This window comes from Pseudomonadota bacterium (assembly GCA_039815145.1).
GTDB lineage: Bacteria > Pseudomonadota > Gammaproteobacteria > Steroidobacterales > JBCBZW01 > JBCBZW01.
This window is the reverse complement of record JBCBZW010000081.1, coordinates 1-22,488: the sequence shown is the minus strand read 5'-3', so window position 1 is coordinate 22,488 and position 22,488 is coordinate 1. Positions and strand designations below refer to the sequence as shown.

Below are 22,488 nucleotides of genomic sequence, written 5' to 3'. Positions count from 1 at the left end.
CGTCATCGAAATGGCCGTAGCGGACGGCATCCCCGTGAACGCGGAGATGGTCCACGACGAAGACGAAGTGCTGGGGATCAACGATCGCCTCCAGCTCGCGGCCGCAGAAACCGCCCTACGCCGGCGCACCGCCAACGCCCTGATGCGAGATGGCGTGACCCTCGCTGACCCCGCACGCATCGACGTTCGTGGCACCCTGCGCTGCGGTCGAGACGTGCAGATCGACGTCAACTGCGTCTTCGAAGGCGAGGTCACCCTAGGCGACCGCGTCAACGTCGGCCCCGGTGCCGTGATCAAGGACTGCGCCATCGCCGCGGACAGCGTGATCGCCGCCCACAGCGTCCTCGAAGGCGCCGAGGTGGCCGGTGAGTGCACCGTCGGTCCGATGGCGCGTTTACGACCAGGCGCGGTGCTCTCCCACGGGGCCAAGGTCGGCAACTTCGTGGAAGTGAAGAAATCGTTGATCGGCGCTGGTTCCAAGGTGAACCACCTGACCTACATCGGCGATGCGCGCATCGGCGCCGGCGTAAACGTGGGCTGCGGCACGGTCACTTGCAACTACGACGGCCGCGCCAAGCACGAGACGGTGATCGAGGACGGTGCCTTCGTCGGCTCGGGCACGATGCTCGTCGCCCCGGTGACGGTGGGTGCGAACAGCTACATCGGTTCGGGCTCCACGATCACCCGCGACACCGTACCGGGCAAGCTCACCGTCGGCCGAGCTCGCCAGAGCACAATCGAACATTGGAAGCCCCCGGGCTCAACAGAGGATTAGGGCACCCGTATGTGTGGAATCGTAGGAGCGGTTGCGGAACGCAACGTCATCCCCGTCCTGGTCGAGGGCCTGCGGCGCCTCGAGTATCGCGGCTACGACTCGGCAGGCCTCGCGGTGCTCGACGAGCACGGCGCGATCGCCCGCCATCGCACGGTGGGCAAGGTGCAGGCCTTGCAGGATGCGATCGATCGCGATCCGATCACGGGCACCCGCGGCATCGCCCACACGCGCTGGGCCACCCACGGCGCGCCGAGTGAGCCCAACGCCCACCCGCAGCTGTCGCGCCAGAAGATCGCCCTTGTCCACAACGGCATCATCGAGAACCACGAGGTGCTGCGCGAGGAGCTGAGCGCTCTCGGCTATGAGTTCCGTTCGGAAACCGACACGGAGGTGGTCGCCCATTGCGTGAACCACCAACTGAGCCAGGGCAAGGATCTGTTTGCCGCCGTGCGCGCGACGGTCGCCCGCTTGGAGGGCGCCTACGCCCTCGCGGTGATGTGCCCTGAGGATCCCGATTGCCTGATCGCGGCGCGCTCCGGTTGCCCGGTGGTGATCGGCCTTGGCATCGAGGAGAACTTCGTCGCCTCGGACGTGGCCGCCCTGCTGCCGGTGACCCGTGAGTTCATGTTCCTCGAAGAGGGCGACGTCGCACGCATCACGCAGACGGATATCCAGGTCATCGACGCCAGCGGCGAGGCGGTCGAGCGCGCCTCCCACGAGAGCGCCCTGAGCGCCGACGCAGCGGAGAAGGGCGAGTACCGCCACTTCATGCTCAAGGAGATCTACGAGCAACCGCTGGCCATCGCCAACACCCTCGACGGCCGCATCCACGATGACCGCGTGCTCGACGGCATCTTCGGCCCGGATGCCGAGGACGTACTCTCGCGCACGCGCCAGGTGCACATCGTCGCCTGCGGCACGAGCTATCACGCAGGCCTCATCGCCCGCTACAACATCGAGAGAATCGCCGGCTTGCCGTGCGTGGTGGAGATCGCGAGCGAGTACCGCTACCGCGGGCCGGTGGTGACGCCGGGCACGCTGTTCGTGAGCATCTCGCAGTCGGGCGAGACGGCAGACACGCTGGCCGCCCTGCGCATGGGCAAGGAGCTCGGCTACGTTGGCTCCGTCGCCATCTGCAACTCGCCCGAGAGCTCCCTGGTCCGCGAATCGGACCTCTCTCTGATGACCCGCGCCGGCCCCGAGATCGGCGTGGCGTCCACGAAGGCCTTCACTACGCAGCTCGCTGCCTTGCACATGCTGTCGCTGGTACTCGCTCGCCGCACCGGCAATATCGGCGAGGAAGACGAGCGTCGACTGACGCATCTGCTGCAGCACGTGCCGCGGCAGATCGAGAACACCCTCGCCCTCGATGACCGCATCCGCGTGCTCGCCGAGGAGTTCGCCGAAAAGCACCATGCACTTTTCTTAGGTCGCGGCACGCAGTTCCCCGTGGCGATGGAGGGAGCGCTGAAGCTGAAGGAGATCTCCTACATCCACGCGGAAGCCTACGCGGCGGGTGAGCTCAAGCACGGCCCCCTCGCGTTGGTCGATGCGGATATGCCTGTGATCGCCGTGGCGCCGGACAACGCGTTGCTGGAGAAGGTGAAGTCCAACCTAATGGAGGTGCGCGCGCGGGGCGGCCGCCTCTACGTGTTCGCCGACCCCACCTCGGGCCTCGAGGAAGACGAGCAGACCACCGTCATCACCTTGCCTGAGGGGGTGACCGATTCGCAGGCGCCGATGGTGTACACGATTCCTCTGCAGCTGCTGGCGTACCACGTGGCCGTGTTGAAGGGCACGGACGTGGATCAGCCCCGCAACCTGGCCAAGTCGGTGACGGTGGAGTAGGGCGTGTCAGGGGAAGTCGTCTTAGGTCGCAGGCACGTGCAAATGGCAGCTCACCTCGTGACCGCCCCCTGCCGCTGCCGTCCCTAGCGTGATGCGCGGCGGGGACTCCCGCCGGCAGCTATCCATCGCCGCCGGACAGCGCGGGTGGAAGGGGCATCCCGGAGGCGGGGCGCTCGGATCGGGCGGATCCCCCGGCAGGACGATGCGCGTGCGCTCACGGGCCTTCGGGTCGGGCACCGGCACCGCCGAGATCAACGCTTGCGTGTAGGGGTGAGCGGGTGCGCTGAAGAGCGTTTGCGCGTCGGCTTGCTCGACGATCTTCCCGAGGTACATCACCGCCACCTCGTGCGCGAGCTGGCGCACCACGGCCAGATCGTGGGAGATGAAGAGATAACTTAGGCTGCGTTCTTCCTGGAGCTTGGCCAGCAAGGCCAGGATCTGCGCCTGCACGGAGACGTCGAGGGCGGAAACGGGTTCGTCGGCCACCACGAAGCGCGGCGAGAGGGCCAGGGCACGCGCGATACCGATGCGCTGGCGCTGCCCGCCAGAGAAGGCGTGCGGATAGCGCTCGCCGGCGTCATCCGGCAACCCGACTTCGGCGAGAAGCTCACTCACCCTCGCTCGGCGTTCCTCGGCCGTGCCCACCCGGTGGATATCCAACGGTTCGCGTACCGACGCCCCCACGGTCCGCCGGGGATTCAGCGAGCCCCACGGGTCCTGGAAGATCATCTGCAGATCGCGGCGCCGTTCGAGCAACGCCTTGCGTCCCATCGTTACGAGGTCCTCGCCCTCGAGGAGCACCGTGCCCCGCGTGGGTTCATGCAGGCGCAGCAGCGTTCTGGCCAAGGTGGACTTGCCACAGCCGGACTCGCCCACGAGCGCTAGCGTACGGCCGCTCGCGACGGCGAAGCTCACCCCGTCGAGGGCCTTGATGGGCGCCCCTCGTTGCAGGCCGAGCAAGCCGCGTCGTGGCCCTGGGAAGTGTCGCGCGAGATCGATGACCTGGAGCAGCGGAGGCGACGCGCTCATGCCGGTGATTCCTGCGTCAGCGGGAAGAAGCAGGCCACCGAGCCGCCGTCCGCGAGTGGCGTGGGGCTCGGGGTCGCTTCGCGGCAACGTGCCTGCGCCCTCGCGCAACGCGGGGCGAAGGGGCAACCGGTCTGTGGAAGGTCTCCGCCCGCCGGCGCCGGATCGCCGGTGGTGAGTGCCGGTTGGTCCAGGCGCGGCGTCGCCGCCATCAACGCGGCCGTGTAGGGATGCTGCGGCTGGGCGAACAGGGCCTCCACGCCTTGGCTTTCCACCAGATGACCTGCGTACATCACGAGCACCCGATCGCAAAGCTGTGCCACCACACCGAGATCATGGGTGATCAACAGCAACCCTAAGTCGTTCTTCTGCTGCAGTGAGCGGAGCTGTTCGAGCACCTGAGCCTGGGTCGTCACGTCTAGGGCGGTGGTCGGCTCATCGGCGATCAGAAACCGCGGCTGACAGGCGAGCGCCATGGCGATGAGCACACGCTGGCGCATCCCGCCGGAGAGTTCGTGGGGGTATTGCTTAAGGCGCGCGCCAGGTTCGGGTATGCCCGTTTGGCGCAGTACCTGTTCGGCAAGGGCGGTGGCGGCGCGGCCGCGCATGCCGCGGTGGCGCCGGATCACCGTGCGCAGCTGGCTGCCGATGCTGAACACTGGGTTGAGGGCGGTCATCGGCTCCTGGAAGATCATCGCGATCTCACCGCCCCGTAGGGGGCGCAAGGCTTGCTCGGAGGCGCCCACGATCTCCTGGTCGCCGAAGCGAATGCTGCCGCCGACCGTGCAATCGCGCCGTGGCAGCAGCCCCAGCAGCGCCAAGGAGGTCACGGACTTGCCGCTGCCACTCTCCCCCACCAGACCGACGATCTCGCCGGGCGCGAGGGAGAACGACACGCCCTTCACCGCCCGCATCGCGTCCTCTCCATCACCGAACTGCACGGAGAGATCACGCACGGTGAGCTGCGGCGCGCTCATCTACACCTCCTGCGCCCGGCGCGGATCGAAGGCATCCTGCAGCGCATCGGCGAGCAGGCTCACCGCCAGCACCAGGCCGAACATGAGCAGGGAGGCGGTGAGCAGGTTGCCGTAGTGCCCGCGACCCACCTCGCTGGCAGCCTCTCCGAGCATCAGGCCCCAGCTCATGCCATTGCGCACGCCGAGCCCGAGAAAGCTCAGAATCACCTCGGACTTGATGGCGGCGACGAACACGAGGGTCCCCTGCACCAGGAGCAGGTGCACCGTGTTCGGCAGGATGTGGCACAGGATGATGCGCGACGGTCCCGCCCCGAGGGCCCGGGCGGCGCTCACGTACTCCAGCTCTCGCAATCTGATCGCCTCTCCCCGCACGTAGCGGGCGCCGGTGGTCCAGAAGGTGCTGATCATGGCGACGTGCATCGCGTAGGTGAAGTCGTCCGGCAACGCCCAGGCCACGGCGACCACCAGCAGGTAGAAGGGCACCGAGTCGATCACGCCCTTTAGCCACAGCACCGCCTCGTCCACCCAGGTGCCTGCGGCAAAGCCGGCGATGCCCCCCAGCACCGCACTCAGCACGATCGTGGCGCCGGCCACCACGAGTCCGATCTCGAAAGCCGTGCGCGTGGCGTAGAGGCCTCGGGAGAAGATGTCGAAGCCGTTGCGATTGGTGCCCGCCGGGTGGGCCGCGCTCGGGCCCTCGAAGGGGCTGCCGGTGATGAGCGCCCAGCTGTCCCCCAACGCCCCTACCGCTACCAGCAGGGCAATGACGGCGTAGCCGCCCACCACGAGCAGGCTTGCCAGCGCCACGCGATCACGACGTATCGCAGCCCACACGGAGCGGTGTGCGATCCCCTGATCTGCGCTCACTTCAGACTCACCCGCGGGTCGAAGGTGGCGTAGGCCGCATCGGCCAACGTCTGCACCAGAACGAACGCCACGGCGGTCAAGGCGACCACCGCGTTCAGCACCGGCTGATCACCGCTGTGGATCGCATCGTGGGTTGCCTCGCCGATGCCTGGGATGCCGAAGTACTGCTCCAGCACCAGGCTGCCGCTGATCACCACCAGGGGAATGGAGAAGACGATACGGGTGATGATCGGGATGGCGCAGTTGCGCAGGGCCTCAGCCGTGAGCACCCGGCTCGGGCTCGCACCGTAGGCCCGCGCCGTGCGTACGTAGTCCCGTGAGAGTTCCTCCACCAGCACGGCGCGGTAGAAGCGCGCGTTGTAGCCCACGGTGACGAATACCAGGGCGAAGGTCGGCACGGTCACGTAGTAGAGGTAGTCGCCGACGTCGTCGACGATCCATCCCTGCACCGGGAACAGGTTGAGCCCCGCGCGCGAGGACAGCATCAGCTGGGCGAAGATCACCACGATCAGGAAGCTCACGCTCATCGCCGCCACGGCGACCCCCATGAGGGCTCGGTCCGGCCAGCGGCCGCGGTAGCGCGCAGCCACCAGGGCCGCGCCCAACCCCAGCGCATTTCCCAGCAGAAAACCGGGCAGCACGAGGGCGATGGAGACGGGCACGGTGCGCGCGAGGATGCCAGCGACCCGCTCACCGTGGATCGAGGTGCCCAGATCGAAGCGTAGGAGACTCGCGAGGTAGGTGGCGTAGCGGGTGAGCAGCGGCTGGTCGTAGCCGAGGGAGCGGCGCAGGGCTTCGATGTCCTGCGCGGTCGGGTTCTTACCGGCCAGCACGAGGGACATATCGGGACCGAAGTAGACCATCAGCAGGAAGCTGAGGAAGGTCACGCCCAGGAGCAGAGGCACGCTCGCCACGAGACGGCGAAGGAGAAAGGCGCCGAGCCTCATGGTTTCATTCGCTCGAGGCAGCGCGCGGGCGCGGGGCTCCGAGGCTCACGTACTTGAGGGAGAACCCACCGACGATGTTGCGGTCAGGGAAGTAGATCACGTCCTCGTGCCACATGAGCAGCTGCGTACGTGCCATGCCCGCGATGACCGCACAGTCGTCGATCAGCATCTGGTTCATCTCGCGGAAGATCGCCGTGCGCTCCGGGCCCTCCGCCATGGTGGAGGCGAGTTCGTAGAGGGCGTCGTAGTGATCGTTGGCGTAGTTGGCGTCGTTGGAGCCCGGTGCCCGGTTCGGCCCGTAGTAGGCCTGCAGCATGTTCTCGGCGTCGGGGTAGTCGAGGGACCATGACTTGTAGGACATCATCAGGTCACTGCTGCGAATGGCGTTGGCGAAATCTGCGAAGCTACCGAATCGCTTTGGTAAGACTTTGCTCAGGGGGTAGCCGATCTCCGCAGACCATGCGCGGAACTGTTCGAAATACTGCTGTTGCGTGCTGGTGCCATTGAAGCCGTAAACGATCTCCGGGAGGTTGTCTTCGCGCCAGTCCCCTCGGCGCAGGTAGTCGCGGGCGAGGTCCGTATCCCGGGTCACGTAGGCGAGGGTGGCTGAGGGGTCGAACTCGGGCACGGTGGGTGGTAGCACGCCGGAGAAGATCTCGGCGGTGCCGCTGTGATAAGCCTCGTTGCGCGCCTGCCAATCGTAGGTATTGACCAGGGCGCAGCGGAGCAAGCGGTTGCGTTCCTCTCGCTCGGGATCGGCGTGGTAGCCGATCTCATCGAAGTCGAAATTGAAGGTGTGGTAGATGACCTCGGGGGCGGCGCTCACGAGGGCGCGGTAGTCGAGCAAGTGCCCATCCTCTATCACGCCCGTCTTGTACGCCTCGCGGTAGGTGTCCTCCATGGTGTCGTTGGTGGCCCGCGCGTAGTGCACCTCGTTGCCCTTGCGGAAGGAGCTCCAGCGGGCCTGGTCTTCGGGGATGAACCAGATTTCGAGGCGATCGACAAAGGGGGGTACCTGCCCCTCGATCACCTCGAGGCCGTAGGCGCCGTGAATCGCGGGGTCGTAGCCCTCGGCTTCGAGATCGACCGCTTCACGCCGGTAGGTGGAATTGGCGAGGAGCACGGCGCGCTGTGCATCGATGGATTTCAGCGTGAGGGGACCGGAGCCTACCGGGTGTACGCCGATCTGCTCGCCGTAGTACTCGACCGCTTCACGCGCCATCACGGCGGAGAAGCCCTGGGCCAGCGTATGAGGCAGCTGAGGGAATCGTTTGGTCAGGTGGATGCGCAGGGTGTAGCGATCCACCGCCTCCAGTCGCTCCACGCGGCCTCGCCAGAGCCAGTCACCCTGGGAGTTGGTCTCGGGGTCCAGCTGCCGCTCGATCGAGTACACGACGTCCGCCGCCGTGACCTCGCGGCCACGGCCGTCGCTGTCGACGAAGGCGGCATCGTCGATGAAGTACACGCCCTCGCGAATGCGAATCGTGTAGGTCAGGCCGTCGGCCGTCACCTCGGGCATGGCCGTCGCCAGGTTCGGCTTCAGTTGGTAGGGCCGGGCCAGGTAGCGATACGCATACAGCGTGTCGTAGAGGTTGAGGACCAAATGATTGGCGTAGACAGTCGCCGCGCGCGCCGGATCGACGTTGTCGACCTTGTTGTCCAGCGCATGACGGTAAACCCGCAGGTCGTCTTGTGCGGAGCCTTCCCGGTCGCACCCGGCGAGCCACGTGCAGGCGAGCGTGAGTACGGCGAGGAGTGTGAGTCGTCGGCGCCGGCCCCAGGCGGACCGTGGGGGCTGCCCAAGGGGTGTGTAGGCAGACATGCAACTCATCAGGAGGCGAGAATTACCTGCAGGTTAATCAATGCGCGGATAGCGAACAAGCGCGCTGCGGCGCATGGCGGTACCCTTGTAGGGCATCGGCTCTCGGTGCACGGGCGGCGACTGGGTGAGCCAGGGGGAGGAGGACAGCCTTGACGCGGGACGCTTCGGCATCGGATCCGGCGTGGTCCTTCTCCACACGCGTGCTATCGAGCGTGGTCCTGCTCGCCGTGCTCGCCCTATCCGTTTCGGGTGCGCTTGATCGACCCGCCGGCCGCTACGCAGAGGCGGCCCTGGCACGGGCGATGTTGACCTACGGGGTGGCGAGAAGCCTGAACGGCGTGATCTCCGTGGTGCAGGAGACGGAGGTGGCGCTGCAGCCCGCAGGCGTCGGGGTGACGCTGGCGCCTGGTCAGCTCCTGGACCCGGTCAACGACCTCATCGAACGCTTCTCCTGGGTCATGCTGGCGAGTGGGGTGGCCTTGGGCATCGAGTCGGCGCTCCTGCGCATGGCTGCGTGGTGGCCCTTCGACCTAGTGGTTGCCTTCGCCATCGCCGTGCTGCTGCTCGGGGTATGGCAACCCCGCCTGGGTGGTCCCCGTGCGCGTGCAGCGACGCAACGCATCGCCCTAACGTTACTCTTCACTCGCCTGGTGGTGCCCGCCCTGCTCCTGGTGACGAGCGGAATCTCCGGCCTGTTCCTGGAGGCGGAGCAGGAACAGGCCACGCAGGTATTGATGGACACGGCGGACGAGGTGGCCGTGCTGGCCCAAGAGGTGGAGGAGCAGGCGACGCCAGTGCCCAGGGACGAGTCTCTCCTCGAGCGCCTCGGCAACTACGTCGGTGAGCGTTTCGAGTCGCTGGATGTCGGCCAGCGGATCGAGCGCGCCCGCGCCCTACTCGGCGGCGCGGCCTCTCAGGTGGTGACGCTCACCGCGAGCTTCCTGCTGGAGACGGTGCTCATTCCCGTTCTCTTGCTGTGGCTTGCCTGGCGCGCCCTTTGCTGGAGCTTCATGCCCCTGCGGCGCCAATAGGTGACGCCGCAGCGGCCACGCGTCTGCGCCGCAGCCCGAGCAGTCCTACAAAGGCACTGCTGAGCAGGGCGAGGTTGCCGGGCAGGGGGACGGCAGTGATCTCCTGACCCACGTTGAGAGCGCCGTAGCTCGCGGCCGCGCCGGCGATCCAGTCGAAGTCCTCGGCGCTACGGCCGCTCCCGACCAGCTGTAAGGAGGTGCCAAGGGCCGTGTCCGTGCCCTGCGCCACCCCGATATCGAGGCTGAGCATCGTCGCCGCCGGGCCGTCGGTGGCGAGGAAGCTGCCTTCGTAGCTCAGGAACTGAACGACCGTGGCATCTGGCGCTACCAAGGCGATGCCGTCGGGGCCGTTCTGCATTCCGGGAAGGGCGAAGAAGCGCGCGCCCAGGCCCTCACTCTGGGCCTCGATTTCGCCGTCCAGGGCGATCGTGTCGTACACCGCCCCGTTGCTGCCGTTGTAGAGCACGAGGGTCCAGTCGGTGAGTTGCGTGCCCGCTCGTGCCAGCAGCTCCACACCCTCGCCCTCGTCACCACCGCTGTTGTCGTAGTGCAGCTCGTTGATGAAGGGCAGGGTGGCGGCGCTGGCGGCTGTGGCCGACAAGCAGAGTGCTAGCGAGAATAGACCGGTGGCGTGGAGTCGGGATGACATGATGATCTCCTCAGGCGTGATGAGTGATACATGTCAGTGTGAGGAGTGCGCGCGTCCAGGTGCTTACGCGAAAACGGTGCGGGTGGAGAGAAAGTCGGTCGGCGTGAGGTGCTGATGGCACCTACTGAGTCGGCTAGGTCGCCGCTCGCGTGCTGCCGCTGCCGCCCTGGGCGTCTTTGGTCAGCATCTCTCGCAAGCGCTTCACGGCCAGGCGATTGGTTTCCTCCAGCGACTCCTCGTCTGAGGTGATCAGCGGCGGTTTGCGGCGTAGGAGCTCCCAGCTGTCGTTCTGCAGCACCTTCTGCAGGAAGCGGGCGTTCTTGACGATGGCGTCGAGGTAGGGGTTCTCGCCGTCGAACCAGGCTTCGAAGAGGTGATAGGAGCGGTTGAACTCGCTGTTCAGGCGATCGCGGAAGATCTGCTCGAAGAACTTCGGCGTCTCTTTCAACAGGTCGTGACCGGAGCGAAACTGCATGGGCGCGCCGTCCTTGCCGGTGCCGACGAGACCGCCGAGCACGAACTCCGGGAAGAGCCGGTCGCGACACTTCTCCAGATAACAGCGGTCCGCCATCTGCGCCATGAGGTCCGCCGTGCCGAGCAGGTTACCGACCACACGGAAGCGAGGGTCGGTGAAGGCATCGTCGTCCGGTGTCGCCTCGTAGCCCGTCATGTGCACGATGTAGTTGGCTGCCACCGCGTACTCGGCGAGGCCGACGCCCACCAGGTAACCCTCGACGAACTGGGCGCCGCGGGAGACGTGGGTGGTGGTGTACTCAGCGCCGGAGGTGCCGCGGTCGCCCGCGCGCAGGATGTAGCCCGAGTCATGGAACAGGGCGCAGGTGATGCCGACGATAGCCAGGCGGCTGCCGAAGCGCTCCTCGCCCTCGTGGGTGCGATCGTGGCCGCCGATGAGCCGCGCCATGGCGAGGGTCATGTCGAGCGTGTGCTGCATGTCGTGGTAGACGGTTTTGCAGCCGCGATAGCCGGCAACCTGGCCACGGAAGATTTGTTCGAAATCGTCGAAGGCCCGCGCGAGGAGGCTGAGATCGCTGGCAGGATAAAGTTCCTGGAGGATCTGGCTGACGGCCGTACGCACGGACGATGCCGAACTCACCTTGACGGTGCCGGTCACGTCCATCTCGTTGCCGAATTGCCTGGGTGTATCCAACAAGCGTCCTGAGAAATACCGTTGCGCTGAGGTGGACCCGTTCGGCGCGGAAATCTATGTAAACACGAAGCCTACGATCCACTTTCCGGTGAAACTGTGTGCTCGGTCACAGTTTCACCCGAGTTGGGCCATGGTGCACAAGTGTTTGTCGGCGCAACTACAGGGCATTCCCTAGTTGGCCAGTCCGCTGTGGCGCAGCAATGCATCCGATGTGGGCGGGCGACCCCGAAAACCGACGAAGGCGTCCATCGCATCGCGCGTGCCGCCCACCTCGAGCACGTTCTCCAGCCAGCGCTGTCCCGTGGGTACGTTCAGCACCCCTTCTTCCTCGAAGGCCGAGTAGGCATCCGCGGAGAGCACCTCGGCCCACTTATAACTGTAGTAGCCGGCGGCGTAGCCGCCCGCGAAGATGTGCGAGAAGCTGCAGGGGAAGCGGTTGAATGCCGGCACAGGCACCACCGAGACGGCCTCGCGCACCGCCGTCAGCGTGTGCGCGATGCAGCGCCCCTCATCGCCCTCCGCTGGAGGGGCCAGCGAGTGCAGGCGTATGTCGAACAGGGCGAACTCCAGCTGGCGGAGCATCGCCATGCCAGCGTTGAAGGTGCGAGAGGCAATCAGGCGGTCGAGCAGCGCTTCGGTGAGGGGCTCGCCGGTATCGACGTGCCCGCTGATCATGCCGATCACTTCCCGATCCCACACGAAGTTCTCGAGGAACTGACTCGGCAGCTCCACCGCATCCCACGGCACCCCGTTGATGCCCGAGTGGCTCGGGTAGGCGACGCGCGTCATCATGTGATGCAGCGAATGGCCGAACTCGTGGAAGAGGGTGAGCACCTCATTGTGCGAGAGCTGTGCCGGGCGGTCGCCGTTGGGCGGGGTGAAGTTGCACACCAGGTAAGCGACGGGAAGCTCGGTGCGGCCCTGGAGCTCGGCACGGACCACGCAGGTGTCCATCCATGCGCCGCTGCGTTTGTCCGGGCGCACGAAGAGATCGACGTAGAAGCCGCCGCGCGCCTTGCCATCGGCATCCTCGAGCACGTAGTAGCGGGCATCATCGTGCCAGCAACGAACGCTCTGGTCGTGGCGAATGCGAATATCGAACAGCTTGGCGACCAGGTCGAACATGCCCTGCACCACCTTCTCCAGCGGGAAGTAGGGCCGCAACATCTCGTCGCTGATATCGAACCGTTGACGACGCACCTGTTCCGCCACCCAGGCGACATCCCAGGCTTGCAGCGGTTGGCCGGCGTGCCCGACCAGCGACCGGAACTCGCTGCGCCCGGCGGGCAGGCTGCGGGCGGCGAGGTCTTCGAGGAAGTCGATGACCTGGTCAACCGTATCGGCCATCTTGGTGGCCAGGGAGTAGTCGGCGAAGGTGTCGAAGCCGGTGATCGAGGCGATCTCGCTACGAAGGCGCAGGATCTTGCCCATCAGCGGGGTGTTGTCCCACTGATTTGCGTGCGGCCCCTGGTCTGAGGCGCGGGTGGACCACGCTTCGTAGAAGAGCTTGCGCAGGCCTTCGCTGTTGGCGTGTTTGACGATGGTTTGGTACGTGGGCAGGTCGAGCACGAAGCGCCACCCCGGACCATCGCCCGCCGCGGCGGCCTGGGCGGCGGCGCGTGTGATCGCGTGATCCGGCAAACCGTCGAGCTCCTGCTTGTCGGTGACCACGTGATAGAACGCGTTGGTGGCATCCAGCACGTTCTCTTCGAAGCGTGACTGGGCGGCCGTGAGATCGCGCATGAGATCGCTGAAGCGCGCCTTGCTCTCGGCGGGAAGGTCCACGCCACTCAGGCGGAAATCCCGCACGGCATCCGCCACCAAGCGTTTTTGATCGCTGCCCAGCACGCCGCCCTCGGCGGTATCACGCTCCAGCACTTCCTTGTAGAGGGTGCAGAGGGTCTCGTTCTGCTGCAGCTCCGTCTCGTAGGCCGTGAGCTTGGCGAGGCAGGCGTTGTAGGCCTCGCGCATCGCGGGCGTGTTCATCACCGCGTTGAGGTGACTCACCGGCGACCACACGCGGCTGAGCTCTTGCCGTGCTCGCTCGAGGGGCACGACCACGCGGGCGAACAGCGCACTCGCATCGTCGCCCGTGGCGTCCGTCGCCTGCAGTTCAGCGATCAGCGAACGGTTGCGTTGGAGTTGGTGATCCACGGCCGGAATCGCGTGCTCCGCCCCAATGCGCTGAAAGTCGGGCAGGGTGTCGATCTGCAGCAGCGGGTTGGTCTGGGGAGAGGTGGTCATGCTCTGCGCCTATCGTTGTGATCACGCGCGCACGCGGGGATGGGTGTAGGCTGATGCGCCTTCGTTAAGCCCGGCCTAACCCACGCAGTGTAGCGCGCCACCTTCGGCTTCGCGCCCAGGGGTCGGCAAATCATTCTCGGAGAACGAATTCATGACGGCGGAAACATATGATCTGATCGTGGTCGGCGGCGGCAGCGGGGGGCTCGCGTGCGCCCAGCGCGCGGCGCGTCGGGGCGCGCGTGTCGTGGCCATCGAAGGCGGACGCCTCGGCGGCACCTGCGTCAACGTGGGCTGCGTCCCGAAAAAGGTCATGTGGCATGCGTCAGATCTCGCGCATCAAATCCACGAGTCTGCCGGCTACGGGTTTTCCGTCGAAGGCTTCAGCCACGATTGGCCGACGCTGAAGTCCGGCCGCGACGCCTACGTGGCGCGTCTGAACGATATCTACGCCAACAACCTGACGAAGCTCGACATCGAAACCGTCAACGGCTGGGGGCATCTGGTCGACGCGCGCACGGTGGAGGCGGCGGGGCGGCGTTTCACGGCGCCGCACATCGTGCTCGCCACAGGTGGTCGCCCCCGCGTACCCACCATCCCGGGAGCCGACTTGGGGATCACGTCGGACGGGTTCTTCGAACTGGCCGAACGCCCGCAACGGGTGGTGGTGGCCGGCTCAGGCTACATCGCCGTCGAACTCGCCGGTGTGCTGGCCGGGCTCGGCAGCCAGGTGAGTCTGATGGTGCGCTACGACGGTGTCCTGCGCGAGTTCGATCCGCTGATTCGCGAGCATCTGGCGGACGAACTGCGTCGTGCGGGCGTCGAGCTGTGTACCCACAGCGCCATTCAGCGGGTGGCCGAAGACGCGCAGGGTAAGCGGACGATCACCGTGGCCGATGGCAGCCAGGTGGAGGGGATCGATTGCCTGCTGTGGGCGATCGGCCGCGAACCGCTGGTGGAGGGCCTCGGCCTGGAGGCGGCCGGCGTGGAGACGGGCGAAGCGGGGGTGATCCTCACCGACGCCTATCAGAACACCAACGTCGAAGGCATCTACGCCATCGGCGATGTCAGCGGCCGCGTGGAGCTCACGCCGGTGGCAATCGCCGCAGGCCGTCGTCTGGCGGACCGGATCTTCGGCGCCATGCCGGAGCGCAAGCTCGACTACGAGAACATCGCCACCGTGGTCTTCTCCCACCCGCCGATCGGCACCGTGGGCCTGACCGAGGTGGAGGCTCACGCCCGCTGCGGCGAGGAGAACGTCAAGGTTTACAAGGCCGTATTCACGCCCATGTTCAACCACCTGACGGAGACCAAGCCGAAGACGGCGATGAAGCTGGTCACGGTGGGTGAGCAGGAGAAAGTGGTCGGCGTGCACGTGATCGGCCCCGGCGCAGACGAGATGATGCAGGGGTTTGCCGTGGCGGTGCGCATGGGCGCGACCAAGAAGGACTTCGACGACACGGTGGCCATCCACCCGACGGCGTCCGAGGAGCTGGTCACGATGACCTGAGGCGTCGGGGCGGGCAGGCAGCCCGGTCGGGACGAGGCGCGGGTTCTAACGAAGCGAACCCGCGCTCGGGGAGTCGGTAAGGCTCAGCCGCCCTGGTACTGGATCACCAGGTCGGTGACCAGGAAGTCGTCGAGGTTGCCTTCGGTCTCGCCGGTGCGAGTGCGGCTCTCGATGCTGATCGTGTTGGTGCCGTCCTTGACCAGGCCGGCGGGCAGAATCACCAGCTGGGTCTTCCACTCGCGCTCGACGCTGCGCGCGATGGCACGCTCGACCACCTGGCCGTTGATGGCGAGGACGTTGGTGCGGAAGTTCACGTTGAAGCTGCGGAACATCAGCAGCGCCTGCGCGCCCGCATCGATACCACTCACCTCGAACTCGGTGCTGTGGGCGTTGCCCACGAAGGTGGCGGTGGGATCTTCCTTCTCGAACATCCCCTCGTGATCGCCGAAGTGATGGCTCGCCGTCGTGATCACGGTGAATGAACTGGACATCTGGGCTGTCTCCTTGTCGGCCGGATTCGCGTGTTTTTCCCGTTGCGCTGCACCCGCGCACGGGCAGCGGACTGCTGTCGGCGCCCCGCGTCGGGATGCTCGATCCTGCAATGTACCATCAGCGGCGGTGCCCTTGCCCACCCGTCGTGCGGCGGCAGTTTCCGGTCATTGCACTTCCGCCCGCTAGCGCTACACTCGCTTACTGGATATTTGCACAGGACTCGAGCGTCGTCTCGTCATGGCACTGGAGCGCTTTCATCCGGCGGTCGCCACCTGGTTCGAGCGTGCGCTCGGGCCCCCCACGCAGGTGCAGGCGCAAGCCTGGGAGGCCTTGAGCTGCGCGGAGCGTCGCCATCTCCTGGTGGCGGCGCCCACCGGGTCGGGCAAGACCTTGGCGGCCTTTTTGAGCGCCATCGACGCTCTCCTGCGCGAATCGCTGGCCTTGGGCCTGCCGGACGAGTGCCGAGTGCTCTACGTCTCGCCGCTCAAGGCCCTCTCCAACGACGTGCGCAAGAACCTGCAGCACCCGCTCACGGGGATCGACGAGCAACTCGCTGCCGAGCTGGCGGGCGGGGTCGGCATTCGCACCGCCGTGCGCACGGGGGACACGCCGCAAGCGGATCGCCAGCGCATGAGCCGCCAGCCGCCGCACATCCTGGTTACCACGCCCGAGTCCCTGTACCTCCTGCTCACGGCCGAGGCGGGGCGTCGCCTGTTGAGACCGGTGCGGACGGTGATCGTCGACGAAATCCACTCCCTGGTGCCGAACAAGCGTGGCGCCCACCTGGCGGTGAGCCTCGAACGGCTGGCGCGGATCACGGCGCAGCCGTTCACGCGCATCGGCCTGTCCGCCACCCAGAAGCCGATCGACGAGGTCGCGCGCTATCTGGTGGGGGATCGCGACGAGCCCTGCACCATCGTCGATGCCGGCCACTCCCGGGCGATGGATCTCGGCCTCGAGCTGCCGCCGTCGCCGCTCGCCACCATCATGGCCAACGAGGTGTTCGAGGAGGTCTACGACCGCCTCGCCGAACTCATCGACGCCCATCGCACCACCCTCATCTTCGTCAACACTCGCCGCCTGTGTGAGCAAGCTGCACGACACCTTGCGGATCGCTTAGGCGAAGAGGCGGTCACGTCCCATCACGGCAGCCTGGCGCGAGTGCAGCGCCTCGCCGCGGAGCAGCGCCTGAAGGCCGGCGAACTCAAGGCCCTCGTCGCCACCGCGTCCCTGGAGCTCGGCATCGATGTGGGTGAGGTGGATCTGGTCTGCCAGCTCGGCTCGCCCCGGCGCATCGCCACCTTCCTGCAACGCGTGGGGCGTTCCGGCCACGCCGTGCGCGCGACGCCGAAGGGTCGCCTGTTTCCGCTCTCCACCGACGAGCTGGTGGAGAGCGTCGCCCTGCTCAACGCCGTGCGAGCAGGGGAGCTCGATGCGCTCGAACCCCTGGCGCCACCCCTCGATGTGCTCGCCCAGCAGGTGGTGGCCGAGGTGGCGGCGGGGGATTGCACGGAGGACGAGCTGTACGCGTGCGTGCGCAGCGCCTGGCCCTTCCGCGAGGTACGCCGGGAAGACTTCGACGCGGTGGTGCGCATGCTCGGGCGCGGTTTCGTCACCCGTCGCGGCCGGCGCGGTGCGCACCTGCATCACGATGCAGTGGGCGGTGTCTTGCGCGCGCGGCGCGGGGCGCGCCTCTTCGCCCTCACCAATGGCGGCACCATCCCCGATCAGTTCGACTACGACGTGATGCTGCTGCCGGAGGAGATTCGCATCGGCACCCTGGGCGAGGACTTCGCCTTCGAGAGCGTGCCCGGTGATGTGTTCCAGCTCGGTAACGCATCCTACCGGGTGATCCGCTCCGTCGAGGGCAAGGTCTATGTTGAAGACGCACTCGGCGCGCCGCCTAGTATTCCCTTTTGGTTCGGTGAGGCGCCCGCCCGTAGCGCCGAGCTATCGCAGTACGTAGGTGAGCTGCGCGCCCAGGTCGAGCAGTGGTTGTTGGCCGGTGGGGAGGCGGCGGCGGTAGAGCAGGCGAGCGCCAGCTGGGCCCTGGAGCCCTCGCCCGCGCAGCAGCTCATCGAATTCCTCGCCGGCACGCACGCGGCGCTCGGTGCCCTGCCGACGCCGAAGCGCCTGGTGTTGGAGCGTTTCTTCGATGATTCCGGCGACATGCACCTGGTCTTGCACACGGGGCTGGGCGCGCGTCTCAACCGCGCCTGGGGCCTCGCCCTGCGCAAGCGCTTTTGCCGCAAGTTCAATTTCGAACTGCAGGCTGCCGCGCTGGAGGAATCGCTGGTGCTGTCCTTGGGGCCAACGCACAGCTTCGGCCTCGACGAGGTGGTGCGCTACGTGCACCCCGACGAGGCGCGCCGGGTGCTGGTGCAAGCCCTGCTGGATGCGCCGATGTTTCCGGCGCGCTGGCGCTGGTGTGCCACCACGGCCCTGGCCATCCGCCGCACCAGCAACGGACGACGGGTGCCCGCCCAGGTGCAGCGTAACGAGGCGGAAGACCTGATCGCTCTCGTGTTCCCCGACCAACTCGCCTGCCTGGAGAACCTCTCCGGTCCCCGCGATGTGCCCAATCATCCGCTGGTGACCCAGGCCGTCGACGACTGCCTGCACGAGCACATGGACATCACCCGCTTGGAGGGCGTGCTGCGCGAGGTGTTCGACGGCGAATTCGAGATCGTCGCCCGCGACACCCCGGTGCCCTCGCCCATGGCCCAAGCGGTGGTGGCGGCCCGGCCCTACGCCTTCCTCGACGACGCCCCGGCGGAGGAGCGGCGTACGCGCGCGGTCTCGGCGCGGCCCCGTGGGGTCGGGGCCAACGCGGTGCCGCCGCAGCTGGACGCCACCATCGTGGCCCGCGTGGCCAGCGAGCGGGCCCCACGTCTGCGCGACGCCGAAGAGTTGCACGATGCCTTGCTGGTGCACGCCTACCTGACGCCGACGGACGCCGCCGTCCGCGAGAGCCCGGGCCACGCGATGCGTATCGACCACTGGCTGGGCGAACTCATGGCGGCGGGTCGTGCCACCTGCTTCACCCCGCCTCGCGGTCGGCCCCTGTGGGTGGCGGCGGAGCGCCTGGGAGAATTCGAAGCGGTGTTCCCCGAGGGGCGCGCCGAGCCTGCCATCGACGCCCTGCCGCTGCTCGACGATGACCTGGCCGAACCGGAGCGGGCCCTGCGGGAGATCGTGCGAGGTCGTTTGGAACTGGCGGGGCCGATCTCCGCCGGTGAGCTAGCGGAAACCTTAGGACTCACGGTGGAAGCGATCGCCTCGCCCCTGCTGGCCCTCGAGGGTGAAGGGTTCGTGATCCGCGGCCATTTCCCGCCGGAGCCGGGCGAACGGTGGTGCGAGCGTCGCGCCCTCGCCCGCATGCAACGCGAGTGTTCGCGCGCCCAGCGCGCGCGGGTGGAACCGGCGTCGCCGGCGGAGTTCATGCGTTTTCTGATGGGCTGGCATGGGCTCACTGGTGTGCAGGGAGCTGGCAGCGTCGGGGCGAGCGCCGATGGCGTGGCCGCCGTGCTGACCCGCCTCGAGGGCTACGCGGCGCCAGCCGGTGCCCTGGAGCCCCGTTTGCTGGTCGATCGCGTCCGCGCCTACCAACCGGAGCTTCTCGACCAGCTGTGCGCGGCTGGCCGTTACACCTGGCTGCGGCCTCCGCGGGCAGCTGGCGAGACCCCTCGCCGCCCCGTTCGCCATACGGCCATCGCCCTGGTGGCACGCAAGCACCTGCGCGCATGGCGCCTGTTCGCCGCCGAGCCGGAAGCCTTGCCGACCGGCGATGAGGAGGCCTCGGTGGCCGTGCGCGCGGTGCACGCGGCCCTGCGTTGCGAGGGTGCGCTGTTCTTCGACGATCTGGTCGAAGCCACCGAGCTTCCTGCCTACAAGGTTCACCGCTCCCTGGCCCGCCTGGTCGCAGGGGGGCTCGTGAGTTCCGACACCTTCGCCGGCCTGCGCGCGCTGTTGCGACCGATGACGCGACCCACCGAGGCGCGCGGGCGCCGGCAGGGCGTATCGCGCCAGGCAGGCCGCACGCAGCGCGCCCTCGTGGAGGCGGGGCGCTGGTCTTTGCTGCGCTCGCCCGAGCTCGCCGTCGAGGTGAGCACCCAGGATGTACGAGCGGCCGCGCGCGCCCGCGAGCAGCGCGAAGAAGCGGTGGAAACGGTGGCCTGGGCGCTGCTGCATCGCTATGGGGTGATCAGCCGCTGCTTGCTCGCCCGCGAACGGATGGTGCCTTCCTGGCGTGAGCTGATGCGGGTGTACTGGCGGCTGGAGGCGGCCGGTCAGGTGCACGGGGGGCGCTTCGTCAGTGCCCTCAGCGGTGAACAATTCGCTCTGCCGGAGGCGGCGACGGCGCTGCGCGAGGCGCGCCGGTCAGCGGCGGTCGCGGGCGTGCGAGTGGCCACCGCGGATCCGCTGAATCTGCACGGGGTGGTGTTGCCGGGGCCGCGGGTGCCGAGTCGTGTGGGGCATGAAGTGTCGGTGATCGATGCGCCGCCGCCTGACCTGCCCGTCGTCGAGGCGCCCGCGCCGACCAACGACTCCGCGTTGGTCGCTCACTAGTTCCCGGGGCTGCGGAGGGTTTTCGCCTGTGTCCGACTCGTGTGCGATCCTGAGCGCTTTGCGCGCCGCGCCGGAGACCGATATCTGATGCGAGCATTGATGCTCGAAGCGAGGAGTCTTTCCCTGCGCGACGTGCCGAGTCCCACGCGCGCCGATGATGATGGCGAGGTGGTGGTCGACGTCGCGCTCGCAGGAATCTGCGGCACGGACCTCGAACTCCTGCGCGGCTACCTGCCGTTCTCGGGTGTTCCGGGGCACGAGTTCGTCGGCCGCGTGGCGGATAGCGGATCGAGTCGCTTTCCTCGCGGCGCCCTCGTGGTGTGTGAGATCAACGTGGGCTGCGGTCGCTGCGAGTTTTGCGCCCGCGGACTGAAAAATCACTGCACCGCGCGTCAGGTGATCGGCGTGCGCGAACGCGATGGTGGTTTCGCGGAGTCGATCCGCGTGCCGCGCGCCAACCTGCATCGGGTGCCGGCCAGCGTGAGCGAACGCCAGGCGGTGTTCGCGGAACCCCTGGCCGCGGCCCTGCAAGTCCCCGATCAGGTCGACGTGCTGCCGGGCATGCGCGTGCTGGTGATCGGGGCGGGCCGCCTGGGTCAACTCGCGGCGCGGGTGCTCGCCTTGCACGCGGTGGATCTGCAGGTGGTGGCGCGTCGTGAGCGCCATCGCGAACTGTTGGCGCAGGTGGGCGTCGCGAGCATCGGCGAAGACGAGGTGGACGAGGCCAGCGCTGACCTCGTGGTCGATACCAGCGGCCACCCATCGGGCCTCGCCCTCGCCATGCGGGCGATCAGGGCGCGCGGCACGCTCGTGGTGAAGAGCACCTTTGCCGGCGATCTACCGTTGGACCCGAAGCGATTGGTGGTCGACGAGCTCACGGTGGTCGGCTCGCGCTGCGGACCTTTCCAGCAGGCGCTGGAAGCCATCGCCACCGGCCAGATCGACCCCACGCCGCTGCTCGACGGCGTGTTCCCCCTGGAGCGCTTCGAGGAGGCCTTCGCCGCCGCTCAGCGGCCAGGCGCCCTCAAGGTGTTGCTCGACCCGAGGTCTCGCGCCGCGGACGGTGGGCCGTGAGCGTCGAGGTCTGCGTCACGGCTGCCGCTGCCGCTCGCCTCGACACCGCGGGACGATGGCTGGCGGCGCGCGAGGCGAGCGAGCCGCTGCTCATCGTCGGCCCCACGGTGCAGGCGGCTAACGAAATCGTCTACCAACATCTCGGGCCCAGCCAAGGCGTATTCGGTTGGCATCGCCTGACCCTCAATCAGCTCGCCTCTCAGCTGGCGTTGCCGGCGTTGATCATGCGCGACAACCGCGTGCCGGTGGGGCCCCTCGGCACCCAGGCGGCGATCGCTCGCGCGATTCAGCAGGTGCGCGAGGCGAACGAGCTCGGGCGCTACGCCGAGGTAGCGACGACTCCCGGATTCGCCCGCGCGGTGGATCGCACGCTCGCCGAGCTGCGTATGGCGGACGTGTCGTCCGAGCGCCTGCGGCGCATCGATCCCGCCCTGGCGGCGATCGCCGATGCCCTGGCCCAAGTGCTCGCCGAGGCGGGGCTCACCGATCGCACCACCGTGCTGCAAGCGGCCTGCGAACTCGTGGAGGCGGACTCGGAGGCGGGGCAGATGCCCCTGCTGGGCCTGCCGACGCTGCTGCTGGACCCGGAGCTGAGCTCCCCGCTGGAGTGTCGTTTGCTGCGGGCCCTGCTGCGTCTGGCCAAACCTGCACTGGTCACGCTACCGACCGCCCTGGAGGGCGCCAACGACGCCCTGGGAGAGGCCTCCCTCGCAAGCTTGCGACCCCGTCAGGTGGGAGGTGCAGCCGGTACGGACCCGGCGCTGTCCGCCGAGCAGCGCCTGTTGGAGCGCTTGCAGACGGGCTTGTTCGGCGCGGTGGACTCCACGGATCAGGAGATGCCGTCTGCCCCTAGCGAGTCGGCGGAAGCGCCTGAGCACCCCTTCACGCTAGATCTCTTCTCCACTCCCTCCGGAGTGGAGGAGACGCCCGCACCTAGCGCAAGCCTTAGCGTGTTCTCTGCGCCGGGCGAGAGTCGCGAGTGCGTGGAGATCGTACGCGCGATCCGCGACGCGGCGCGCGAGGGCGTGCCCTTCGATCGCATGGCGGTGCTCCTGCGAGCGCCCGAACAGTACCGTCCTCACCTGGAGGAAGCGTTTACGCGAGCGGGCATTCCCGCATGCTTCGCGCGCGGCGCCGTACGCCCGGATCCCGCAGGTCGCGCGTTCCTCACCCTCTTGCATTGCCGCGACGAGAGCTACTCGGCGCATCGCTTCGCCGAGTACCTGTCCTTGGGCGAGGTGCCCGCGGCTGCGGCTGCGGCGGCCCCGTCAGCGCAAGCCCCCGCCGGCGAGTGGATCGCCCCGGACCCGGAGCTTGCCCCCATCCTTGGCTTCGCGGAGGAAGACCAGGCTGACGCCTTGCGCGGCGATGGTCCCCTCGGCGAGCCGACGCCAACCCGCGCCGACGAGGCGGTGCAGCTCGGGAGCTTGCGGGCGCCGCGACGCTGGGAGCAGCTGCTGCACGAGGCCGCGGTGATCGGCGGCCAGGCGCG

16 protein-coding genes are annotated in these 22,488 nt (G+C 67.6%); 7 read left to right on the top strand and 9 right to left on the bottom strand.

All coding sequences use genetic code 11. The features are described 5' to 3' along the window. Together glmU and glmS are read left to right on the top strand one after the other, a co-directional pair. Positions 1-775 (top strand): bifunctional UDP-N-acetylglucosamine diphosphorylase/glucosamine-1-phosphate N-acetyltransferase GlmU (gene glmU / locus AAF184_17400; protein ID MEO0424118.1); only part of this gene is annotated, 775 nt, incomplete at its 5' end. A 9-nt stretch (positions 776-784) separates the two neighbouring features. Then, a complete protein-coding gene (glmS, locus tag AAF184_17395) occupies positions 785-2,623 on the top strand; it encodes a glutamine--fructose-6-phosphate transaminase (isomerizing) (protein ID MEO0424117.1) in 1,839 nt (612 codons plus the stop codon). Positions 2,624-2,644: 21 nt separating this feature from the next. Here glmS and AAF184_17390 read toward each other — a convergent pair whose 3' ends face one another. Genes AAF184_17390 through AAF184_17370 form a run of 5 tightly spaced genes read right to left on the bottom strand, consistent with a single transcriptional unit; the run spans position 2,645 to position 8,262 of the window. Beyond that, on the bottom strand, positions 2,645-3,652 hold the full coding sequence (locus tag AAF184_17390; protein MEO0424116.1) for an oligopeptide/dipeptide ABC transporter ATP-binding protein: 1,008 nt from the start codon (positions 3,650-3,652) through the stop codon (positions 2,645-2,647). Continuing rightward, positions 3,649-4,626, bottom strand: coding sequence for an ABC transporter ATP-binding protein (locus AAF184_17385; protein MEO0424115.1), 978 nt, complete (start codon positions 4,624-4,626; stop codon positions 3,649-3,651). The genes AAF184_17390 and AAF184_17385 overlap by 4 nt, the downstream gene beginning before the upstream one ends. Continuing rightward, complete coding sequence (locus AAF184_17380) at positions 4,627-5,433, bottom strand: ABC transporter permease (GenBank protein ID MEO0424114.1); 807 nt, start codon at positions 5,431-5,433, stop codon at positions 4,627-4,629. A 56-nt stretch (positions 5,434-5,489) separates the two neighbouring features. Next, positions 5,490-6,440 carry an ABC transporter permease gene (locus AAF184_17375; GenBank protein MEO0424113.1) on the bottom strand — a complete coding sequence of 317 codons (951 nt, stop codon included), beginning with the start codon at positions 6,438-6,440 and terminating at the stop codon, positions 5,490-5,492. A gap of 4 nt (positions 6,441-6,444) precedes the next feature. Then, positions 6,445-8,262 carry an ABC transporter substrate-binding protein gene (locus tag AAF184_17370; GenBank protein MEO0424112.1) on the bottom strand — a complete coding sequence of 606 codons (1,818 nt, stop codon included), beginning with the start codon at positions 8,260-8,262 and terminating at the stop codon, positions 6,445-6,447. A 149-nt stretch (positions 8,263-8,411) separates the two neighbouring features. Between AAF184_17370 and AAF184_17365 the strand changes: the two genes are divergently transcribed. Continuing rightward, a complete protein-coding gene (locus tag AAF184_17365; GenBank protein ID MEO0424111.1) occupies positions 8,412-9,293 on the top strand; it encodes a hypothetical protein in 882 nt (293 codons plus the stop codon). On the opposite strand, the gene AAF184_17360 is transcribed toward AAF184_17365, so the two are convergent. From AAF184_17360 to AAF184_17350, 3 genes are all read right to left on the bottom strand, one after another. Beyond that, a complete protein-coding gene (locus tag AAF184_17360) occupies positions 9,271-9,942 on the bottom strand; it encodes a hypothetical protein (protein MEO0424110.1) in 672 nt (223 codons plus the stop codon). The genes AAF184_17365 and AAF184_17360 overlap by 23 nt on opposite strands. A 133-nt stretch (positions 9,943-10,075) precedes the next feature. Then, positions 10,076-11,110: a hypothetical protein gene (locus tag AAF184_17355; protein MEO0424109.1), complete on the bottom strand. Its 1,035-nt coding sequence runs from the start codon at positions 11,108-11,110 to the stop codon at positions 10,076-10,078. Between the two features lie 171 nt (positions 11,111-11,281). Further along, positions 11,282-13,354 carry a M3 family metallopeptidase gene (locus AAF184_17350; protein MEO0424108.1) on the bottom strand — a complete coding sequence of 691 codons (2,073 nt, stop codon included), beginning with the start codon at positions 13,352-13,354 and terminating at the stop codon, positions 11,282-11,284. A 151-nt stretch (positions 13,355-13,505) separates the two neighbouring features. Between AAF184_17350 and gorA the strand changes: the two genes are divergently transcribed. Beyond that, the gene (gene gorA / locus AAF184_17345) at positions 13,506-14,861 is read left to right on the top strand and encodes a glutathione-disulfide reductase (protein MEO0424107.1); all 1,356 of its coding nucleotides are present in this window, start codon (positions 13,506-13,508) and stop codon (positions 14,859-14,861) included. A gap of 83 nt (positions 14,862-14,944) precedes the next feature. Here the strand turns inward: gorA and AAF184_17340 are convergent, their stop codons facing one another. Further along, positions 14,945-15,352: a hypothetical protein gene (locus AAF184_17340; GenBank protein MEO0424106.1), complete on the bottom strand. Its 408-nt coding sequence runs from the start codon at positions 15,350-15,352 to the stop codon at positions 14,945-14,947. 238 nt (positions 15,353-15,590) lie between these two features. Here AAF184_17340 and AAF184_17335 point away from each other — a divergent pair, with 238 nt between their 5' ends. From AAF184_17335 to AAF184_17325, 3 genes are all read left to right on the top strand, one after another. Then, a complete protein-coding gene (locus AAF184_17335; protein MEO0424105.1) occupies positions 15,591-19,922 on the top strand; it encodes a DEAD/DEAH box helicase in 4,332 nt (1,443 codons plus the stop codon). A gap of 87 nt (positions 19,923-20,009) precedes the next feature. Next, positions 20,010-20,996: an alcohol dehydrogenase catalytic domain-containing protein gene (locus tag AAF184_17330; GenBank protein MEO0424104.1), complete on the top strand. Its 987-nt coding sequence runs from the start codon at positions 20,010-20,012 to the stop codon at positions 20,994-20,996. Further along, positions 20,993-22,488 (top strand): PD-(D/E)XK nuclease family protein (locus AAF184_17325; GenBank protein ID MEO0424103.1); only part of this gene is annotated, 1,496 nt, incomplete at its 3' end. The genes AAF184_17330 and AAF184_17325, both read left to right, overlap by 4 nt.